Consider the following 19,445-nt stretch of genomic DNA (forward strand, 5'->3'; position numbering starts at 1 on the left):
GTACGAGTCGGCGGGGTACGGCGTTTCCGTGCGGTTCCACTCCTCCACCACCAGGCGGCGCTCCTCGTCCGACACCAGCGTCAGCCGGTCCACCGGCCGGGTCTCGTCCGCCGCCATCCCCGCGAGCATCCGGCGCAGGTAGCCCGCGTAGCGCTCCACCGTTGCGCGGTCGAACAGCGCCGTCGCGAACACCACCTGGCCCGCGACCCCGCCGTTCTCCTCCCCGAGTTCGAGCGACAGGTCGAGCCCGCCTGTCGAGCACCGCTCCGAAGCAGCCACCGCACCGGGCTCCAGGCCGGGCAGCTCCGGGTCGCTCGCGGGTGCGTCCCGCCACACGAACGCCGCACGGAACAGCGATGTGGCGGAAGCGGCGCCGTCCGGCTGCACGAGCTCCACCACCCGCTGAACGGGAACGTCCTGGTTCCGCAGCGCACCCCGCACCCGCGCCTCGACCCGGCCCAGCAGCTCCGCGGCCGTGGGCGAGCCCGACAGGTCCACCCGCACCGGCAGCGCATTCCCGGAGCACCCGATCACCAGGTCCGCCTGCCCCGACAGCCGGCCCAGCACCGCGGCCCACCCCTCCAGCAGGACCGTGGAGATGTGCGAGCTGTGACGCATTCCGAGCGCTTTCAGGGCCGCAGCCAGCTCCTCGTCCAGTTCGAGCCGAACGATGGCCCCGGTGGGGTCCGGCTGCGCGGGGCGCGGGCGGTCCGCCGGGAGCTCCAGCGGCTCCGGGGCATCCGCCAGCGTCTCCTGCCAGTACTCTGCCTGCTCCCGCGGCAGCCCGTCGCCGATCGCCGGCAGTTCCGCCCGGACCGCGCTCACCGTCACCGGCGGTGTGGAGGAGGTCCGACCAGGAAGCACGTGCATAGACTGTATTCCTCTGGAAAAATCTCGCCTGACACGTGAAATCGCGGGGCCTATGTGCCCCGCGGGATCCCTTGGTCTTGCCAGCTCACGTCATTCTCGACACTCGGTGACCGGCCCGGCCCGAGAGGACCACAGCCTCCCATCACCGCCTCGTGATCGAGGCGGGGGGGAGACGGTCCAATGACCTCTAAGCCTTGGGGAGGATTGCGCGAATGTTGAAAAACAAACGAATTCACGATAATACCGGCGCTTGCCGTGTGTCAACGGGCGTTTGGAGCCTGGCGTGCAGCTCGGGCACGGGGTCAGCGGGGGGACGAGTAGCCGGGTGCATCATGGGGTCCGCTGCGGAATCCATTCGCTGTGCGACTGCTCAGCAGCCGAGTTGTCGTTCGCGGATCATCGAAGCAGCACGGGGTTTCAGGTGACCCCCCCCACACGGCGAGCCTCACCGCCGCCGGACTGTGTGGCGGTGAGCGGTCGGCTGCTCCGTGTTGAAGGCGGCTGCTTGTGGCGATCGTGGCCGGCGGACCGCGCCCGCGGGGGAACCCTGGGCCGCGCGCGGCAGCTGGAGCTGCTTCGCGGGCTCCCGCACCGTCGTGAGCTTCTTCCGGAAGGATCAGCGCGTCGACAGTAAAGAGTACGCCGTGGAATTCTTCGGTCTCCATGGAACGGCCACGCGCCGGTTGTTCTGCGCTCCTCCTTGCATGGCGACGACGCCCATCGTCACCTCCCCGTCGGCCCGTGGATGAACAGCGGTCACTCCGTCATCAGGGTCCTTTCCCCTTGCCTTGTTCCGCTGTAGGATTCACCGTCCGTCGTGACCGCCGTCCCCGGCCTCCGGAGCCGGTGTCCCGGTCGTATCGGGGCCCATACCACGGTTTCCCGGCCCGCGAAGCGGCTCGCGGCGCACCCTCCCGACTCTCGCCCCGCCCCCTCGCTGAAACCCCGTCCACAGGAACGACACCGATGAACCGAGCATCTCGTTGTGTGGTGCTGCTGATCGCGGCGCTGGCCGGGTTCCTGGTGCCCCGAGCGGCATGGGCCCAGGTCACCACCGGGTCGCTCAGCGGCACGGTGACCTCGAGCACCGGCGAGCCCGTGGCGGGCGCCAGCGTGACCGCCGTCCACCAGCCCTCCGGAACGCGGTACTCGGGCGCCACCCGGGCCGATGGACGGTTCCAGCTTCCGGGAATGCGCGTCGGCGGGCCGTACACCGTCACCGTGGCGCGCCTGGGGCTGGGCACCCAGAGCCGCCAGGGGGTCGCCGTGAACCTGGGTTCCACCACCGACCTGTCGTTCCGCCTGGCCGAGGCGACCCTGGTCCTGGACGAGGTGACAGTGCAGGGGCAGCGGGCGGGCGCGGTGTTCAGCCCCGACCGCACCGGGGCGGCGACGACGGTCGCGCGCGAGCAGATCGACGCGATGCCCACGGTCAGCCGCCGCATCGAGGACTTCGCCCGGCTGACCCCCCAGGCGAGCGGCGGGCTGTCGTTCGCGGGCACCGACAACCGGCTGAACAACATCACGGTCGACGGTTCGTACTTCAACAACTCGTTCGGCCTGGCGGGCGCGCCGGGGCAGCGGACGGGCGTGGCGCCCATCTCCCTGGACGCCATCGAGCAGGTGCAGGTGAACGTGGCGCCCTTCGACGTGCGCCAGGGCAACTTCGTCGGCGCGGGGGTGAACACCGTTACCCGCAGCGGCACCAACGAGCTGCATGGCGCGCTGCGGTTCGACTTCCGCGACGAGGGGCTGGTGGGCGACCAGGCCGGCGCCACCCCGTTCACGCCGGCCCAGTTCGACTTCCGGCAGTTCGGCGGCTGGCTCTCGGGCCCCATCGTCAAGAACCGCCTGTTCTTTTTCGTGAACCTGGAGCGCGAGTCGCTGACGGAGCCGGGCACCACCTTCCGGGCGAACACGGGGACCGAGGCCGCCGAGGGGAGCACCACGCGCGTGCTGGAGTCGGACCTGACTGCCCTGAGCACCTTCCTGGGCACCAACTTCGACTACCAGACGGGCCCGTTCCAGGGCTATGAGCACGAAGTTCCCGGTACCCGCTTCCTGGCCAAGCTGGACTACAACATCAACGACGGGAACCGGCTCAGCCTGCGGTACAACCACCTGGATTCCGAGGCCGACGTCCTGCTTTCGAACTCGTCGTCGCTGGGTTTCGGTACCCGGCGCACGAACCTGACCGCGCTGAACTTCCAGGGCTCCAACTACAGCATCACGGAAAACATCCGCTCGCTGGTGGGGGAGTGGAACTCGCAGTTCCGGGGGAACTGGGCCAACAACATGATCCTGGGCTACACCTTCCAGGACGAGAGCCGCGGGACCACGGGCGAGCTGTTCCCCTTCGTCGACATCCTGAACGAGGGAAGCGTGTACACCTCGTTCGGCACGGAACCCTTCACCCCCAACAACGAGCTTCGCTACAGCAGCCTGCAGTTCCAGAACAACGTCACGCGGTTCGGCACCTACCACACGCAGACCTTCGGGATCAGCGCCGAGCGGTACGAGTCGGAGAACGTGTTCTTCCCGGGGTCGCAGAGCGTGTACGTGTACAACTCGCTCGCCGACTTCTACGCCGACGCCAACGGCTACCTGGCCAACCCCAACCGCACCACGTCGCCCGTGTCCCTGCGGCGCTTCCAGGTGCGCTGGGCCAACATCCCGGGGCAGGACAAGCCGGTGCAGCCCCTGGAGGTCTTCTATACCGGGGGCTACGCCCAGAACGAGTGGCGCCCCAACGGGCGGTTCACGCTCACCACCGGCCTGCGCGTGGACGTGCCGGTGTTCGGCAACACGGCGTACACCAACGAGGCGGCCGACCTGCTGACCTTCCGCGACGAGAACGGCCGCGACGTGAAGTACAGCACGGGCAAGCTTCCGGACCCGGCGCCCCTGTTCTCGCCCCGCCTGGGCTTCAACTGGGACGTGCTGGGCACCCGCTCCACGCAGGTTCGCGGCGGAACCGGCGTGTTCACCGGGCGTCCGGCGTTCGTGTGGATCAGCAACCAGATCGGCACCACCGGCGTGCTGACGGGCTTCGAGCAGCTCGACAACACCACCGCCCGCCCGTTCAATCCCGATCCGAACACCTACAAGCCCAAGAACGTCACCGGCGCCCCGGCCTCGAGCTACGAGCTGGCGCTGACCGACCCCGACTTCCGGTTCCCGCAGGTGTGGCGCACCAACCTGGCCGTGGACCAGCGGCTTCCGCTGGGGCTGGTGGCCACCTTCGAATACCTGTACGGCCGCGACCTGAACGGCGTGTACTACATCAACGCCAACCTGGCGCCGGCCAACACCGCCTTCACCGGCCCCGACCCCCGGCCGCGCTGGACGTCGGCCAGCGGCCGCTGCCCCACGGTGTCGGGCGGCTTCAACCGCCTGAACTGCAACGTCGCGAACGCGGTGGTGCTGAAGAACGGGGACGAGGGCAGGTCGTGGAACCTGTCGGCCTCGCTGGAGCGCCCCTTCGCGCGCGGGGTGTTCGCGAAGGTGGCGTACAGCTACGGCGAGGCCAGGAACACGGTGGACGCCGGCTCCATCGCGTTCGGGTCGTGGAACAACAATCCGCACGCGGGCGACCCCAACAACCCCGGCCTGGGCTTCTCGGCGAACTCGCCGGGGCACCGGGTGTTCGCCGCGCTTTCCGCGCGCCGCGACCTGTTCGGCTTCGGCGCCACCACGGTCTCGCTGTTCTGGGAGGGCCGCAACGGCGGCACCGCGAGCTACGTGTACGGCGGCGACATGAACGGCGACGGCGGCACCAGCAACGACCTGCTGTACGTGCCGCGCGACGCCTCGGAGATGAACTTCCAGCAGTACACGCAGACCGTGGGCTCCGGGGCGAGTGCCAAGACGTTCACGTTCACGGCCGCGCAGCAGGCCGAGGCCTTCGAGGCGTTCATCCAGCAGGACCGCTACCTGCGGGAGCACCGCGGCGAGTACGTGGAGCGCAACGCCGTGTTCCTGCCCATGGTGTACCGGATGGACTTCTCGGTGTCGCAGCAGCTCGCCTCGCGCATCGGCGGCCGGCGGCACGGCCTGGAGCTGCGCGCCGACGTGCTGAACTTCGCCAACCTGCTGAGCAGCGGCTACGGGACGGGCTTCGCGTTCGTCACCATGCAGCCGGTGCTGCCGGCGGGGGCCAACGCCGCGGGTCAGCCCCAGTTCCGCCTGCGGAACATCAACGGCGAGCTGATCACCGAAACGTTCACGCGGACCGCCACCACGGCCGACGTTTACCGGGTGCAGCTGGGCCTGCGCTACCTGTTCTGATTGTTCGTTTTGTTCACGTCCACCATGGCCAGCGCAGCCGGCCAATGAAGATGTTTCGTGATCGACAACGATCGACAAAGTTGTTCCTGATCCGAAAAACGATTGCTGGATCCGGGTACGCGACAGAAGAGACCTCCGCGATTGGCCGCTCGGAGACGGAGGAATACGCCAAAGAGGGTTGTGCGGTCGCACAACCCTCTTTGCTGCGCAGGGAGGGGAGGGCGGCGGGTTCGCCGAGAGGCTGCGCGACTGAGCGCCGCACCCGGGTCACACGCTGTCGGGAAGCGCCGCCTCAGCGGCCGGAGAAGGCCTCTCGCACCAGGTCCTGCAACGCGCGTGGCTTCCGCCCGGAGAGGCGCTCGACGTCACCCGTCACGATGTCGAAGCCGCCCTGCACGAACTTCTCCTGGATCGAGAGGATCACGCCCACGATCGGAGCCGGGAGTCCCGCCTGCTCCATCCCCTGGCGCAGCACGGCCTCGGGAAGCACGAGGAAGGAGAACGGCTGCCCTGACGCATCGGCCACCAACGCCGCCCGCTCGGCGCCCGTAAGGCTCCCGGGCCCCGTCGCGTTGTAGATCGCTCCGACGTGTCCTTCGCTACTGAGAATCCCTGCGGCCGCCCCGGCTACATCCTCGCGCGAAACGAACGCCACGCGATTCTCACCGAGGCCGGTCAGCACGCCTCCGGCGAGCGACATCCGCGCTTCCTGCAGGAGCGCCTCGGCATAGTAGTTCATGCGCAGGATCGTCCAGCGTGGCGCCGTCCGAATCAGGTGCTGCTCGGCGGTCCAGTAGGAGGCATAGATGTCGGGCTCCTCGGCGGCCCGCGTCCCCGCCGACGACATGAGCACGATGTGCCCCACGCCGGCCTCCACGGCGGCGTCGATGGCGGCGACCGACTGCCCCGCACGACGGCCGGGACCCATCTCGCCGGTGGGGATGATCAGCAGCCGGTCCAGCCCGGCATATGCTTCGGCGAGAGTTTCCGGCCGGTCGTAGTCGCCCAGCCGTCCCCTCACCGGAGCAGACACCCGCTCGGGGGAGCGGGAGATCCCGACGATGTCGTGGCTGCCGCGGCGTACGAGCTCCGCCACGGTGGCGGCTCCGAGCTGTCCGCTCGCTCCGCTGATTCCGATCCGCATTTCCGTTTCTCTCGGCTGTTGTGTGTGCGACGGTCAGGTACGTGGCGCGATGCGCGCCGGACCCGAACGCCCCCACGCCACGCAGGCGGCGAGGAGCGCGGGGATGAGGTTGAAGGCGAGCACGCTGGCCTCGCCGCGGGTCACGTGGAAGGCGGCGGCGAGCGCCATGACCACGGCCAATGCGGCCGCCGCCAGCGGCGTCAGCCACGGCTTGATCCGGGTCGCCGCCGGAAGCACGAGGCCGATGCCGCCGGCGATCTCCGCGAACCCGATGAAGCGGGCGAGCCACACGGGCACGCCGGTGATCCACGGCGAGGACTGTGCGGCCTCCGCGATCGGCTTCAGGCCGTGGTTGATGCCGGCCATCAGGAAGAAGGCGGCCAGAAGCACCTGGAGGGCCCACAACGTGATGTGCAGCGGGCGACTCCGGACGGGAGATGCAGGCAGCCGGTCAGCGGGCATATTCGTGCTGGTTCAGAAGGGTTGATGCGCGTGGCGCGCGTGACTGTCCGGGGATCATAGCCCCTCCAGTGCCTTGCGGACCTGCGGAAGCACCCGGGTGCCCAGCAGCTCGATGCTTTTCAGGAAGCTGGCGTGCGGCATCCCGCCCACATCCATCTGCAGGATCTGCCGCGAGTGGCCGAGAAGCTCGTGCAGGTGAAGGATTCGGTCGGCGATCTCGTCGGGGCCGCCGGCGAACACCATTCCGTCCCGCTCCATGTCGCGCTCACGGCCAGAAGGGGCCCGTCCAGCGCGGCCGATCTCCGCCATGCCGGTCTCGAACATCCGGAGTTCGTGCTCCAGATAGGTTGCCTTCGTCTGGCGGTCGTTCTCACCGACGAACCCGTGCACTGCCACGGCGACGTCCGCCGCTTCCTTCGGGTGGCCGATCCTGGCCCATGCGTCGCGGTAGGCGCGGCCGTACTGCGCCCAGTGCTCCGGGGTCCCACCGAGGATGCCGAGGAACATCGGCAGCCCAAGGTCCACCGCCCGCAGAACGGACGCCGGGCTGCCGCCGGTGCCGAGCCAGACCCGCAGCGGCTCCTCCGGCCGCGGGACGACGAGCATGTCCTCCAGCGGCCGGCGGCGGTGGGGGCCGCTCCAGGTCACACGCTCGTTCTGGTTCAGCTCCAGCAGCAGATCCAGCTTGGAGTTGAAGAGCACGTCGTACTCGCGCTCGTCCTCATCGAAGATCGGGAACGTGATCGCCGATGATCCGCGGCCGGCGACGATTTCGATGCGGCCGGGTGCGATTGCCGCGGCCGTAGCCATCTGCTGGAAGACACGGATCGGCTCCTCCGTGGACAGCACGGTGACCGTCGTCCCGAGCTTGATTTCCTTCGTCGACGCCGCGGCGGCGATGACCAGCGAGGTCGGCGACGATACAGGCATCGAGCGGGTGTGATGCTCCCCGAAGCCGAAGAAGCCGAGGCCGGCCTCTTCGGCCAGGTGCACCGCTTCGAGAGCGTGGCGGATCGCCTGCGCGGTGGAACCGCTCGTTGCGCGCGGCGTGTTGCCGAACGTGTAGACCCCGAGTTCGAGTGGCTTCGAGTTCGGTGTCATATTTGCTCCGGATGCTGGTATCCGATCGGTTGTAAGTTCCCAAGAGGAACCGTCTCCAACATATTGGAGTGTCACGGCATCTGGAAGAACGCACGCACACGTGCCTCAGTAACCTGGAGGGAACCATGGCCACAGCTGCCCGCACGACCGCACCTCGTCCCAGACGTGCTGCGGCGGCCCCGATTTCCGCCGCGCACGAGTCGATGGGCTGCCGCGCCCACGAGGTACTCGCGCGCGTGGGGGACAAGTGGTCCGTGTACGTGATCCACGTCCTCGGCGAGGCAGGAACGCTTCGGTTCAGTGAGCTGCGGCGGCGGGTGGAAGGCATCAGCCAGCGGATGCTGACGGTGACGCTTCGGAGCCTGGAGCGGGACGGGCTGGTTTCGCGGACCATGTACCCCGAGGTGCCGCCGCGTGTGGAATACGCCCTTACTCCGCTCGCCCTGACGTTGCGCGACATTGTCGGGCAGCTCGTCCGGTGGTCCCAGGACCACCTGGTGGAGATCGACGCGGCGCGTGATCGGTACGACGCGCAGGTCTCCGGCTGGGCGCCGGCCGAAGAGTGACCCACGGTCCCGGCGCGATCCGGGACCATCAATCGGCTCTCTACGCTCGGTGCGATCCGCGGCAGCGGTGACAAGGCGGCCGAGGCTGGCGACGTGGAGCTCGTGCGCAGCGACCCGCGCGACGTGCCCCGAACGATCGAGCTGTCCGCGTCACGTACCGGCGGGCCATACCGGTGCAGCTGGGCCGCGGTACCTTTTTCCGGCGGCGGGCCAGGCCCCTCCGTGCCCCTCTGGCACTGCACGTGCGCCAGTGGCACCCATGCGTTTCTCCCCCGGATCCCGACCATGAGCGAAATCACGCCCCCGGAAGTGCTGCGCGCCTCGTCGGGGATCGAAGGCCTGGACCGGATTCTCGGCGGGGGCTACCCCGCCCACGAGATCTACCTGATCGAAGGCGAGCCCGGGACCGGCAAGTCGCTCGCCGGCCTGCACTTCCTGCGCGCCGGCGCGGAGCGCGGCGAAAAGTGCCTGCTGATCACCATGAGCCAGAGCAAGGAGGTCATCGGGCGGCTCGCCGCGTCCCATGGCTGGACGCTGGAGGGAGTGGAGGTCTACGAGATCTCCGCCGACAACGTGGTCCCCGAGCTCGGCGCGGAGCAGGTGCTCTTCCACACGGCCGACGTGGAGCTGGGCGAGATGATGCAGTCCATCCGCGCGGTGATCGACGAGATCCAGCCGACCCGCGTGGTGTTCGACGCCGTTTCGGAGCTTCGTCTCCTATCCAACGACGCGGGCCGCTACCAGCGCCAGCTGTTCATCCTCAAGGAGCTGTTCGCCAACCGGGGCGCGACGGTGCTGTTCCTGGACAACCACCCGGTGATGCCGGGCCACAGCGAGCTCCAGCACCTGGCCTTCGGCGTGATCCTCCTGGACCACACGCCCACCTCGTACGGCAACGAGCGCCGCCAGCTGCGCGTGCTCAAGGTGCGGGGGATCCGCTACGACGACGGCGTCCACGACTTCCGCATCTGCACGGGCGGCCTGAAGGTGTTCCCGCGGCTGCGGACCGGGGAGCGGCTGCACAACGCCTGGCGGGCCCACGAGAGCGGCATCGAGGAGATCGACAAGATGCTGGGGGGCGGTCTGGCCGAGGGGAGCTCCACGCTGTTCCTGGGGCCCTCCGGCACCGGGAAGAGCTCCCTGGCCTCGCACTACGCCTTCGCGGCGGCGGAGCGGGGCGAGCGCTCCATCTTCTTTCTGTTCGACGAGCGCCCCGAAACGTTCATCCACCGGACCGAGGGGATCGGGATGAACATCCGCCCGCACCTGGACTCGGGGATGATCACCCTTCGCGAGATCGACACGGGCGAGGTGTCGCCGGGCGAGTTCGCGGACCTGGTGCGGTCGCAGGTGCAGGAGCGGGCGGTGCGGATGGTGGTCATCGACAGCCTGACCGGCTACATGAGCGCCATGCCCGACGAGCGGATGCTGATCACCCAGATGCACGAGCTGCTCACCTACCTGAGCAGCCAGACCGTGCTCTCCATCCTGATCGTGGCGCAGCACGGGGTGCTGGGTCCCACGCTCGGCGGTCCGGTGGACGTGAGCTACCTGGCCGACACGGTGCTCCTCCTGCGCCACTTCGAGGCGGACGGCGCCATCCGGCGGGCGATCAGCGTGTTCAAGAAGCGGTACGGCGGGCACGGACACGGGATCCGCGAGTTCCAGATCACCCCCAACGGCATGGAAGTGGGCGAGCCCCTGACGGGCTTCCGGGGCGTGCTCTCGGGGAGCCCGACGTTCGAGGGGCCGGATGCGACGCTCATGGACCTGGCCGATGCCCCACCCGCCAACTGAGGAATCCGATCGCCTCGGACCCACCCTCCAGGGGCTGGGCGCGAACGCGGATTTCGGCGCGCCCGAGTTCCGCATCCTGGTCTTCGCCCCGGTGGGCCGCACCGCGGAGCTGGCGAAGCAGGCGCTGGGCCGGGCCGGGTTCGCCTGCACCGTCTGCGCGGCGATGGACGACTTCTGCGCGGCGTTCCGGGAGGGTGCGGGCGCCGCCCTCCTGGTGGAGGAAGCGCTCTCCTCGGCCGCCACGGTGCGGATGCTGGTGGATGCGCTCACCGAGCAGCCGGTATGGTCCGACTGCCCCGTGCAGGTGTTCGTGGCGAACTCGGAGAAGCCTTCGCCTCCCCTCGCCACCCTGGCGCGGCTCTGCGCAGGCCGAAGCGTGCTGCTCCTGGACCGCCCCGTGCCTCCCGGCTCGCTCATCTCCGTGATGCGGGCGGCGCTCCAGAACCGTGCCCGCCAGTACGCGCTGCGCGACCTGCTGGCCCAGTACGACGAAGCCCGCGCCGAGGCGGACTCGGCCAACCGCGCCAAGGGGGAGTTCCTTTCGGTGATGAGCCACGAGCTGAGGACCCCGCTCAACGCCATCGGCGGCTACACCGAGCTGATCGAGATGGGGATCCGCGGGCCCGTGACCCCGGAGCAGCGGAGGGACCTGGAACGCATCCGGATGAGCCAGAAGCACCTGCTGGGGCTCGTCAACGAGGTGCTCAACTACACCAAGCTCGAGACGGGCACGGTGGAGTACGACATCACCGACGTACCCGTGCGGGAGGCGTTCGCATCCGCGGAGGCGCTGGTGATGCCGCAGGCGCGGGCGAAGGGGCTTGAGCTGGTCATCGGCGAGACGGAGCCCTCCCTGTCCGTACGCGCGGATGCCGACAAGCTGCGGCAGATCCTGGTGAACCTGCTGACCAACGCGGTCAAGTTCACCCATCCCCAGGGCCGCATCCATGTCGATTGCGAGCGGGAAGGGGAGTGCATCTGCTTCCGCGTTCGCGACACGGGGATCGGCATCCCCGAAGACCGGCTCGCGGCGGTGTTCGAGCCCTTCGTGCAGGTGCGCTCCGACCTGACGCGAACGCAGGAGGGAACCGGGCTGGGGCTCGCCATCAGCCGCCAGCTGGCGCGGGGAATGGGGGGAAACCTCGTGGTGGAGAGCGCGCCCGGCGTGGGAAGCACCTTCATCCTGAAGCTTCCCGCCTGATGACGAGCCCACCACACCCACGCCCATCCGCCCGCGGTACCCTCTCCCCGTCCTCGTGGCCGCGGAGTTGAGCGTCGAGCGTCGGGCCCCCGCTGGCGTACCCGTGCGCCACGCCGCACGCAACTTGCACCGGCCCGCGCACCCGGCGCCGCCGATCTCCCGGCGGCCCGGCTCGAGCCGCACACCTTGAAGGCTGTGAACTCCACCCGTCTCCTCGACGAAGACCACGCTCGTTTCCGATCCGTCGTCGAGCAGTTTCCCTCCGCGGCCGCCGTGTACGAAGGGGCGGACCACGTCGTGGTTGCCGCATCCGCCGCGTACCGACGCATCGTCGGGGGACGCGACCTGATCGGACGGCCCTTCCGCGAGGCGCTTCCCGAGCTGCACGCGCAGGGCTTCACCGCCATGCTGGACCGCGCATTCGCCACCGGGGAGCCCGTGGAGGGCGCCGGGGTCGTCGCCGAGTGGGACGACGACGGCGACGGCGAGGTGGAGTCGCACGTCGTGGACTTCACCTATCAGCCGCTCACCGACGCCGCCGGCCGGGTGTGGGGAATCGTCGCCCACGTCGTGGATGTCACCCCGCGCCACCGTGCCGAGGCCGCGCTCCGCCGGAGCGAGGCCCTGTTCCGCGCCACCTTCGAGCACGCCGGCATCGGCATCGCGCTCGGGGGCCTGGACCGGGTGCCGGCGGCGATCAATCCCGCCCTGGCGCGGATGCTCCGCTACTCGCTGCAGGAGCTGCGGGACACCGGGTTCCACGGCATCACGCATCCGGAAGACCGGGACCGGAACCGGGCGCTCTACGAGGAGCTGATCGCCGGGGGGAGCGACAGCTACCGGACCGACACGCGCTACATCCGCAAGGGCGGGGGCGTCGTTTGGGCGGACCTGGTCGTGTCGCTCGTCCGGGGGGATGACGGGGCGCCGCTCCACACCTTGGGAATGGTGCTCGACAGCACCGAACGCAAGCGGATCGAGATGCTGCTCCAGGAGCAGGCGGTCGAGCTGGAGCAGCAGGTCGAGGAAGCGCACTCGCTCAACGAGCAGCTGGAGGCCACGAACCAGGAGCTGCGCGCCGCCACGGAAGAAGCGCATGCGGGACAGGACCGGCTGGCGTTCCTGTCGCACGCCAGCGAGATCCTGGGCTCGTCGCTGGACTACGAGGCCACGCTGCGGAGCGTGGCGAACCTGGCGGTGGAGCGGCTGGCGGACTGGTGCGTGGTGGAGGTCAGGGACGGACCGCGGCGGAGCCGGTCGGTGGCGCACCGGGACCCGGCGAAAGTTGCCTGGGCGGAGGCGATCACCCGCCGGTACCCCCCGGATCCCGAGGCGGCGACGGGGATCCCGGCCGTGCTGCGTACCGGCCGGTCCGAGTTCTACGAGCACATCCCCGACGAGATGCTCGTGGCCGCGGCCCAGGACGAGACGCACCTGGTGCTGCTGCGGGAGATCGGCTTCACGTCGGCCATCGTCGTGCCGCTGGCGGTGAGGGAACGGCAGGTCGGCGCCCTGATGCTGGTGTCGGCCGAGACGGGCCGCCGCTTCACCCCCGCGGACCTCGCCGTCGCCGAGGACCTGGGCCGGCGGGCGGCGACCGCGGTGGAGAACGCGCAGCTGCTCCGCGCCAGCGAACGCGCGGCGAACCGGTCGCGCCTGCTCCAGGCGTTCGCCGCGGCGCTCAACGAGTCGTCCGGCATCGCGCCGGTGGCACGCGCCTGCGTGGAGTACGGCATGGAGGTCCTGGGGGCGAGCGCCGGATCGCTGGGACTCCTGGCCGGCGCGGGAAGCGAAATCCAGATCCTGCACTCGCACGGCTACGACACCGAGGTGGCCGCGCGGTGGGCCCGCTTTCCGCTCACGCCCGGGCGTCCGCTTTCCGACGCCGTTCGAGAGGGCCAGCCGCGCATCATGGCCAGCCGCGCGGAGGTCGAGGCGCGCTACCCGGGGATGGCCGCCGAGTTTGGCCGGGCCCGTACCGAGGCCTACATCGCCATCCCCGTCGGCGCGCGCGGCCAGGTGATCGGAGGGCTGTCCTTCAGCTTTTCCGAGGAGCAGCGATTCGACGACCACGAGCTCGCCGTTCTCCTCACCCTGGGCGAGCAGGCGGCCCAGGCGCTGGAGCGGGCCCGGGCCCTGGAAGCCGAGCAGCGGCTCCGCGAGCGGGCGGAGGTCCTGGCCGAGTCGGGAGCGGTGCTCGCGGAGTCACTGGACATCGGGGCTACCCTCGGCGCGCTCGCGCGCCTGGTGGTGCCGCGCGTGGCGGACTGGTGCTTCGTGGAGTTGGTCACCGAGAACGGCCGCATCGAGCCGGCCGCCATTCACCACGGCGACCCGGAGCGGGTTGCGTGGGCCGAGAAGCTTCTCGCGAGATACCCCATCGACCCCGCCGCGCCGTTCGGCACCGCCCAGGTGGTGCGCTCGGGAGCACCGGAGCTGGTGCCGGAGATCCCCGAGGGCGTGTTCGAGGCGGTGGCGGAAGACGAGGAGCACCTGGCGGCGCTGCGCCAGACGGGATTCCGGTCGCACCTGTCGCTTCCGCTCACCGTGCGCGGGCGCACCATCGGCGCCCTCTCGCTGGTACAGGCCGAGTCCGCGCGGCGTTTTGGGCCCGAGGACCTTGCCTTTGGCCAGGACCTGGCGCGGCGCGCCGCCGTGGCGATCGAAAACGCGCGGCTCTTCGCGGCGGAGCGTCAGGCGAGAGAGGTCGCGGAGACGGCGAACCGCGCCAAGAGCGAGTTCATGTCCGTGATGAGCCACGAGCTGCGTACCCCGCTGAACGCCATCGGCGGCTACACCGAGCTCATCGACATGGGCGTGCACGGGCCCGTGACCGCGGAGCAGCGCCAGGCGCTCGAGCGCATCCAGCGCAGTACGAAGCACCTGCTGGGGCTCATCAACGACGTGCTCAACTTTGCGCGCAACGAATCGGCAGCCCCCCAGCACTTCCCCGAGCACGTGCCCGTGGGCGAAATGATCGCCGCCGCGGAGGCGCTGGTGCTTCCGCAGCTCGTGGCGAAGGGCCTGGTCCCCGCCCCCGGTGAATGCGACCCGGCCCTCACGGTGTACGCCGACCCGGCGAGGGTTCAGCAGATCCTGCTCAACCTGCTCAGCAACGCCATCAAGTTCACACCGGCGGGCGGGCGCATCGGCATCGCGTGCGCGGCCGGGCCCCATGCAGTCGCCATCTCCGTGTCGGACACGGGGATCGGCATTTCGGAGGAGGGACTGCGCAGGGTGTTCGAGCCCTTCTTCCAGGTGGACGCCCGCCTCACGCGCACCGAGGGCGGGGTAGGGCTGGGGCTGGCGATCAGCCGTGACCTCGCCCGCGGCATGGGGGGAGACCTGACCGCGGAGTCCACGGAAGGCTCGGGGAGCACCTTCCTGCTCCGCCTTCCGCGCCATGCGGATGGATAGGCGCAGGCTGCACGTCGGGGCGGTCCGCACCGCGTTGTCCACGCTCAGCGAGAGAATCCAGGAATGATGCGCGACGAGACGCCCGGGGATCCGCGTACGCCCGACCCGGTGGTGCCGCCCCCTTCGGCGGAAACGGCCGGCTCGCCCGCCCCCGAATCCAGGGAGCGCGAGGAAGCCTGGAAGCGCGGGGAGCTGCGGGCAACGCAGCGCGCGGAAAGCGGGGCGGACGCGCCGAACCCCAACGCCGTTCTCGATGCCACGGGGGTGGCGCAGCGCGCGTTCATCTCGCTCGCCGACAACGTTCGGGACTACGCCATCTTCCTGATGAACCCGGAAGGGACCATCGTCTACTGGGGCGAGGGCGCACGCCTGATCAAGTGGTGGACGCGGGACCAGATGGAGGGTGCCCACTTCCGCGTCCTGTACCCCGACGGAGGCGCGGAGGACGGGACCGCCGAGAGCCACCTGGTGCAGGCCGCGGAGCGCGGCGAGATGGTCAGCGAAGGCCAGCGGATCCGAAGCGACGGCTCCACCTTTTGGGCCGGCGCCACCCTCACCGCGCTGCGCGACGCGAACGGGGAGCTGCAGGGCTTCGCCAAGCTCACCCGCGACCTTACCGCGGCCCATGCCGCGGAGGAGGCGCTCAGGGCCGCCAAGGAGGCCACGGAGGCCGGCCGAAAAGTGGAGGCGGAGAACCGGGCCAAGGGCGCGTTCCTGGCCACCATCTCGCACGAGCTGCGCACCCCGCTGCAGGCGATCATCGCGTACGCCGAGCTCCTGGACATGGAGATCGCGGGGCCGCTGAACGAATCGCAGCGTACGCAGTTGGGACGCATCCGGGTCAGCAGCAGGCACCTGCTGGGGCTGGCGACGGAGGTGCTGGATCTTTCGCGGCTGGACGTGGGAGGGCTGCCCGTGACCCCCGCGGCACACGGGCTCGGAAAGACGGCGGACGAGGCGCTGCTGCTGGTGGCGCCCCAGGCCGACGCGAAGGGGCTGACGCTGACGAACGCCATCGGCGGCTCGGCCGCGGAGCTGTGCTACTGGGGCGATGAGAACCGCGTGCGCCAGATCCTGGTGAACCTTCTGGCCAACGCGGTGAAGTTCACGCCGGCCGGCGGCCGCGTCACCATCAGCGCCGGCTCCACCCAGCAGGCACCGCCCGACGCGCAGCTCGGAGGGCCGGGGCCCTGGGTGTACATGCGGGTGGAGGACAACGGCGCGGGGATTCCGGCGGACAAGCTGCCGGCCATCTTCGAGCCGTACGAGCAGCTGGGAAACGCGAGTGCCGAGGGCGCGGGGCTGGGGCTGGCGATCAGCCAGCGCCTGGCCCGGCTGATGGGCGGAGACCTGACGACGACCAGCGCGGCCGGCGTGGGGTCGAGCTTCTTCCTCTGGCTGGAGAACTCCATCACGCGGCCGGCGAGCCCGCCGGAGTAGAGCAGGGCGCGCGGCGTTCGGTCAGGCGGTCTGCGCGTCCACGCGGATGGTGGTGTCCAGGGCTCCCGCCTCGGGCGTGACCGCCGGGAGCCACAGGACGAAGCGTGAGCCCTGTCCCTCGCTGCTGGTCGCGGTGAGGTCGCCCCCCATCAGCCGTGCCAGCTGCCTGCTGATGGTGAGCCCCAGCCCCGTTCCGCCCCTCGTCCGCGTGTGCCCTTCCTCGGCCTGGATGAAGGGCTGGAAGATCCGCGGGAGCTGGTCGGGCGGAATGCCGATGCCCGTGTCCTCCACCGCCAGGTACGTCCACGGGCCCGCGCCCGTGAGCTCGGCGTCCGTATCCGGCCGGCCGGTGGTGCCACAGCGGATCGTCACCCGCCCTCCGGCCGTCGTGAACTTCACCGCGTTGGAGAGCAGGTTCACGATGATCTGGCGCACCCGGGCCCGGTCGCCCACGTAGCTGGCGGGCGACCCCCCGCATTCGTCGTGGAGCGCGAGCGTCCCCGCCTCGGCCTGCAGCCCCACCAGCGCGACCGCCTCCGCGACCACGTCGGCCACGGGTTCGCGGGTGTGCTCCACGGTCATGTGCCCGGCCTCTACCTTGGCGACGTCCAGGATGTCGTTGATCAGCGTGAGCAGGTGGGCACTGCTCGCCCGGATCCGTTCCAGCTGCGCCTGCTGCTCCGGCGTGACCGGCCCGGTGACGCCCATGGTGAGAAGCTGCGCGTAGCCGATCACGGCGTTGATCGGCGTGCGGAGCTCGTGGCTCATGTTGGCCAGGAACGACGACTTCGCCCGGTTGGCCTCGTCGGCCTCGGCACGCGCACGCTCCGCCTCTTCCGCGCGCACCGCGAGCTCGTCGTTGAGCACTTCGAGCTCCACCGCCTGGTCCTGCAGCTGTTCCGCGTGGGCCTGCAGCTCCGTCGCCAGCGCCTCGGCCTCTTCCGCCCGCTGCCCGGCCTGCGCTCGCGCCTCGCCGGCTTCGGCGAGCGCTTCTTCGAGCCGCCCGCGCAGGTCCTGCAGCGTCCGCGTGAGCGCCCGCTCCCGTTCGGCGGCTTCGCGCGCCGCCCGCAGGCGCACCTCGTCGGCGATCACCTGCCGCTCGGACCGGAAGTACGCCGACAGCAGGGGAAGGAGCGGGCGGAGGAGCCCGGGCCCGGGTGCGCCGGGTGCCGGGCGCACCAGCACCGCGGCGGTGCCGTCCGCGAGGGCGCAGCCCTGCGCCGGCTCGGGCCCGTCGGCGCCGGGCACGGTTCCCTCGAACCCACCGTCGCGCGCCGACGCCTCGATGAATGCCCGCCACGCCGCGGCGCCGCGCAGCACCTGCGGAAAGCCGGGCGCGGGAAGGACGACGCCCAGCTCGGGATCCGGGGCAAAGAGCAGCAGGCGCTCGCCGCCGAGCAGGCGGGCGAGCGCGGCGGCCGCCTCCGGGCGCCCCTCCGGGGTGGCGAGCTCGCCGACCCGCTCGAGGAGCCCGGCGGGCGCCGGGCGCGCCGTTACCGGGGAATCGTGCAAACCACGGCCGTGCAGTTGTGGAATCCGCTGAACTGGCCCTCCGCCTGCGCGATCTGGCCATAGGTATTGAAGCCCGCCATCGGGGTGCTGCCCAGCTCGTGCTGCACCGCCGCCAGCTCGGCCCCGAACTCCTGCCCCAGCCGCAGCCGTGTGGCGACGCAGTCGAAGACCAGCGCCACCGCGGGCTCGTTCCCGTCCATCTGCGCCAGCGCGGCGCGTGTCGCCTCGGCCGCGGCGTCGGCGGCGGACGCGGCCGTCGTCGTCATGATGCAGGCGGCGGCACCGGAGGGCACGTCGGCCGCGCACCCCACCGACCCGTCCTCGCCTACCGACAGCGGCACGCGCAGCCGGTATCCCTCGGGCGATTCCACCCCCAGGACGTTGTGGAGGAAGAAGGGAACGGGCTCGCCACGGTCGAAGAGCTGGCCGGTGGACGCGGCGTGCGATTCGAACACCTCGGCCGTGGAAACGGCGTTCAGGCTTCCCACCCGCGCTCCCTCCGCCTCGGTGACGCGCATGCGCTCCCCGCCGGGCGCCCATCCGTGGCGCACGCCGATGCCGATGCGCTTGTTCGAAAGGATTTCCAGCGCCACCACGGCGTCGCTGGCCACCTCGGTGCCGCAGAACACCACCGTGTGCTCGAAGCGCGCATCGTCGCCGGCTCCGCCGCCGAAGAAGCGGTAGACGCCGCCGGTGAGCAGGGTCAAGCGGTCCACCAGGTCGTCGGCGAAGCCGGCCAGCGCATCGGTGAACACGAGTGCCGCGTGGTGGCGGTACCCGGGCGTGTCACGGCCGCGGAACCCGGAGGCCAGCGCCTCGGCCGCCGCCGCGCGGTCCTCCCGCAGGCCGCGCCCGATGGCGGCGGCGAAGTGCATCTCGGGGGCGGCGAGCCCCACCGCGCAGGTCATTCCCACGCCGGCTTCGTCGCTGGTGAACTCGCCCGCCGACGAGCAGCCCACCAGCACGCCGGGGCGGCACGAGGCGGTGAGCGCCTGGAGCAGGCCCTCGTGGTCCTGGCCGGGCGAGGCGAAAACGATGAGGGCGTCCGGAGATTCGCCCTCCAGCTGCAGCAGCACGGCCGCGCCCAGCTCCTCGCCCGCCGCCGGCCCGGAACTGCGCGAAATCGCGATCGCGGCCTTGGTCATTTTCACACCTGTTCCAGGTTCGTGGGGCAGAGGGACGGCATCAGGGGACGGGGATGATGCGGCGGGCGCCGGTCCGGCGCTCTCCCGAAGGCGCACGGTTCCGCCGCGCCGGCCCGCCGCTCGCGCACGCGGCTGCGCCGGTGCATCGCACCATGCAGGCGGGGACCCTGCAACATCCATTCTTGGGGGGCGGGGCCCGGCCAGCCGGGGCTGGAAGCGCTCTAGTGTGGCCGGCCGGCGCGCCGGCCTCGGCGGTTTCTTGCTCGTTGGAGGTCTGGTCGCCGGCGTGGCCTGACGTTCCGGCCGAGTTCCTCTCCCGACACCTCGAACTCTCTTCGGGATCTCCCCTTCCGCCCAGCCCGGACGCGCACGCGTGGCATCCCGAACAGGGCCCCCGATATGCGATCTGTGTGCCCGTTGGTAAGCACGTGCGCGAGTTCTACTTGACCAAGTGGTAAATAAGTACTACCTTGTATTGTACATGTGGTTAATACCACTGCCCA

At 70.4% G+C, this 19,445-nt stretch carries 12 protein-coding genes; 6 read left to right on the forward strand and 6 right to left on the reverse strand.

Translation table 11 applies throughout. The features are described from left to right. Nucleotides 1-825, reverse strand: an 825-nt coding sequence (locus VF632_RS11950) for a condensation domain-containing protein (RefSeq protein ID WP_331023121.1), incomplete at its 3' end; no start/stop codon positions are given. A gap of 1,011 nt (nt 826-1,836) precedes the next feature. Here VF632_RS11950 and VF632_RS11955 point away from each other — a divergent pair. After that, nucleotides 1,837-5,157 (forward strand): TonB-dependent receptor, encoded by a 3,321-nt coding sequence (locus tag VF632_RS11955; RefSeq protein ID WP_331023122.1) that lies wholly within the window; start codon nt 1,837-1,839, stop codon nt 5,155-5,157. 292 nt (nt 5,158-5,449) lie between these two features. On the opposite strand, the gene VF632_RS11960 is transcribed toward VF632_RS11955, so the two are convergent. Genes VF632_RS11960 through VF632_RS11970 form a run of 3 tightly spaced genes read right to left on the reverse strand, consistent with a single transcriptional unit; the run spans nt 5,450 to nt 7,864 of the window. Beyond that, entirely contained in the window at nt 5,450-6,301 is an 852-nt protein-coding gene (locus tag VF632_RS11960) for an SDR family oxidoreductase (protein WP_331023123.1), read from the reverse strand. 33 nt (nt 6,302-6,334) lie between these two features. Beyond that, entirely contained in the window at nt 6,335-6,763 is a 429-nt protein-coding gene (locus tag VF632_RS11965) for a DoxX family protein (RefSeq protein WP_331023124.1), read from the reverse strand. Nucleotides 6,764-6,817: 54 nt separating this feature from the next. Then, on the reverse strand, nt 6,818-7,864 hold the full coding sequence (locus VF632_RS11970) for an LLM class flavin-dependent oxidoreductase (RefSeq protein WP_331023125.1): 1,047 nt from the start codon (nt 7,862-7,864) through the stop codon (nt 6,818-6,820). 203 nt (nt 7,865-8,067) lie between these two features. Here VF632_RS11970 and VF632_RS11975 point away from each other — a divergent pair, with 203 nt between their 5' ends. The 5 genes from VF632_RS11975 to VF632_RS11995 all read left to right on the forward strand — a co-directional run bounded on the left by VF632_RS11975 (nt 8,068) and on the right by VF632_RS11995 (nt 16,285). Next, the gene (locus tag VF632_RS11975) at nt 8,068-8,430 is read left to right on the forward strand and encodes a helix-turn-helix domain-containing protein (protein WP_331023126.1); all 363 of its coding nucleotides are present in this window, start codon (nt 8,068-8,070) and stop codon (nt 8,428-8,430) included. A 285-nt stretch (nt 8,431-8,715) separates the two neighbouring features. Next, nucleotides 8,716-10,227, forward strand: coding sequence for an ATPase domain-containing protein (locus VF632_RS11980; protein ID WP_331023127.1), 1,512 nt, complete (start codon nt 8,716-8,718; stop codon nt 10,225-10,227). Then, nucleotides 10,208-11,428: a HAMP domain-containing sensor histidine kinase gene (locus VF632_RS11985; RefSeq protein WP_331023128.1), complete on the forward strand. Its 1,221-nt coding sequence runs from the start codon at nt 10,208-10,210 to the stop codon at nt 11,426-11,428. The genes VF632_RS11980 and VF632_RS11985 overlap by 20 nt, the downstream gene beginning before the upstream one ends. Before the next feature lie 195 nt (nt 11,429-11,623). Next, nucleotides 11,624-14,845, forward strand: coding sequence for a GAF domain-containing protein (locus tag VF632_RS11990; protein ID WP_331023224.1), 3,222 nt, complete (start codon nt 11,624-11,626; stop codon nt 14,843-14,845). A gap of 63 nt (nt 14,846-14,908) precedes the next feature. Further along, nucleotides 14,909-16,285, forward strand: coding sequence for a PAS domain-containing sensor histidine kinase (locus VF632_RS11995; protein WP_331023129.1), 1,377 nt, complete (start codon nt 14,909-14,911; stop codon nt 16,283-16,285). A gap of 21 nt (nt 16,286-16,306) precedes the next feature. On the opposite strand, the gene VF632_RS12000 is transcribed toward VF632_RS11995, so the two are convergent. Next, complete coding sequence (locus tag VF632_RS12000; protein WP_331023130.1) at nt 16,307-17,797, reverse strand: sensor histidine kinase; 1,491 nt, start codon at nt 17,795-17,797, stop codon at nt 16,307-16,309. Continuing rightward, entirely contained in the window at nt 17,779-18,942 is a 1,164-nt protein-coding gene (locus tag VF632_RS12005; RefSeq protein ID WP_331023131.1) for an FIST signal transduction protein, read from the reverse strand. The genes VF632_RS12000 and VF632_RS12005 overlap by 19 nt, the downstream gene beginning before the upstream one ends. Nucleotides 18,943-19,445 lie beyond the last annotated feature (503 nt).

Source organism: Longimicrobium sp. (assembly GCF_036388275.1).
In the GTDB taxonomy this organism is placed as follows: domain Bacteria; phylum Gemmatimonadota; class Gemmatimonadetes; order Longimicrobiales; family Longimicrobiaceae; genus Longimicrobium.

Coding starts and splice junctions, on each gene's coding strand:
- VF632_RS11955 (WP_331023122.1), top strand. CDS start 1,837: ATGAACCGAGCATCTCGTTGTGTGGTGCTGCTGATCGCGGCGCTGGCC.
- VF632_RS11960 (WP_331023123.1), bottom strand. CDS start 6,301: ATGCGGATCGGAATCAGCGGAGCGAGCGGACAGCTCGGAGCCGCCACC.
- VF632_RS11965 (WP_331023124.1), bottom strand. CDS start 6,763: ATGCCCGCTGACCGGCTGCCTGCATCTCCCGTCCGGAGTCGCCCGCTG.
- VF632_RS11970 (WP_331023125.1), bottom strand. CDS start 7,864: ATGACACCGAACTCGAAGCCACTCGAACTCGGGGTCTACACGTTCGGC.
- VF632_RS11975 (WP_331023126.1), top strand. CDS start 8,068: ATGGGCTGCCGCGCCCACGAGGTACTCGCGCGCGTGGGGGACAAGTGG.
- VF632_RS11980 (WP_331023127.1), top strand. CDS start 8,716: ATGAGCGAAATCACGCCCCCGGAAGTGCTGCGCGCCTCGTCGGGGATC.
- VF632_RS11985 (WP_331023128.1), top strand. CDS start 10,208: ATGCCCCACCCGCCAACTGAGGAATCCGATCGCCTCGGACCCACCCTC.
- VF632_RS11995 (WP_331023129.1), top strand. CDS start 14,909: ATGATGCGCGACGAGACGCCCGGGGATCCGCGTACGCCCGACCCGGTG.
- VF632_RS12005 (WP_331023131.1), bottom strand. CDS start 18,942: ATGACCAAGGCCGCGATCGCGATTTCGCGCAGTTCCGGGCCGGCGGCG.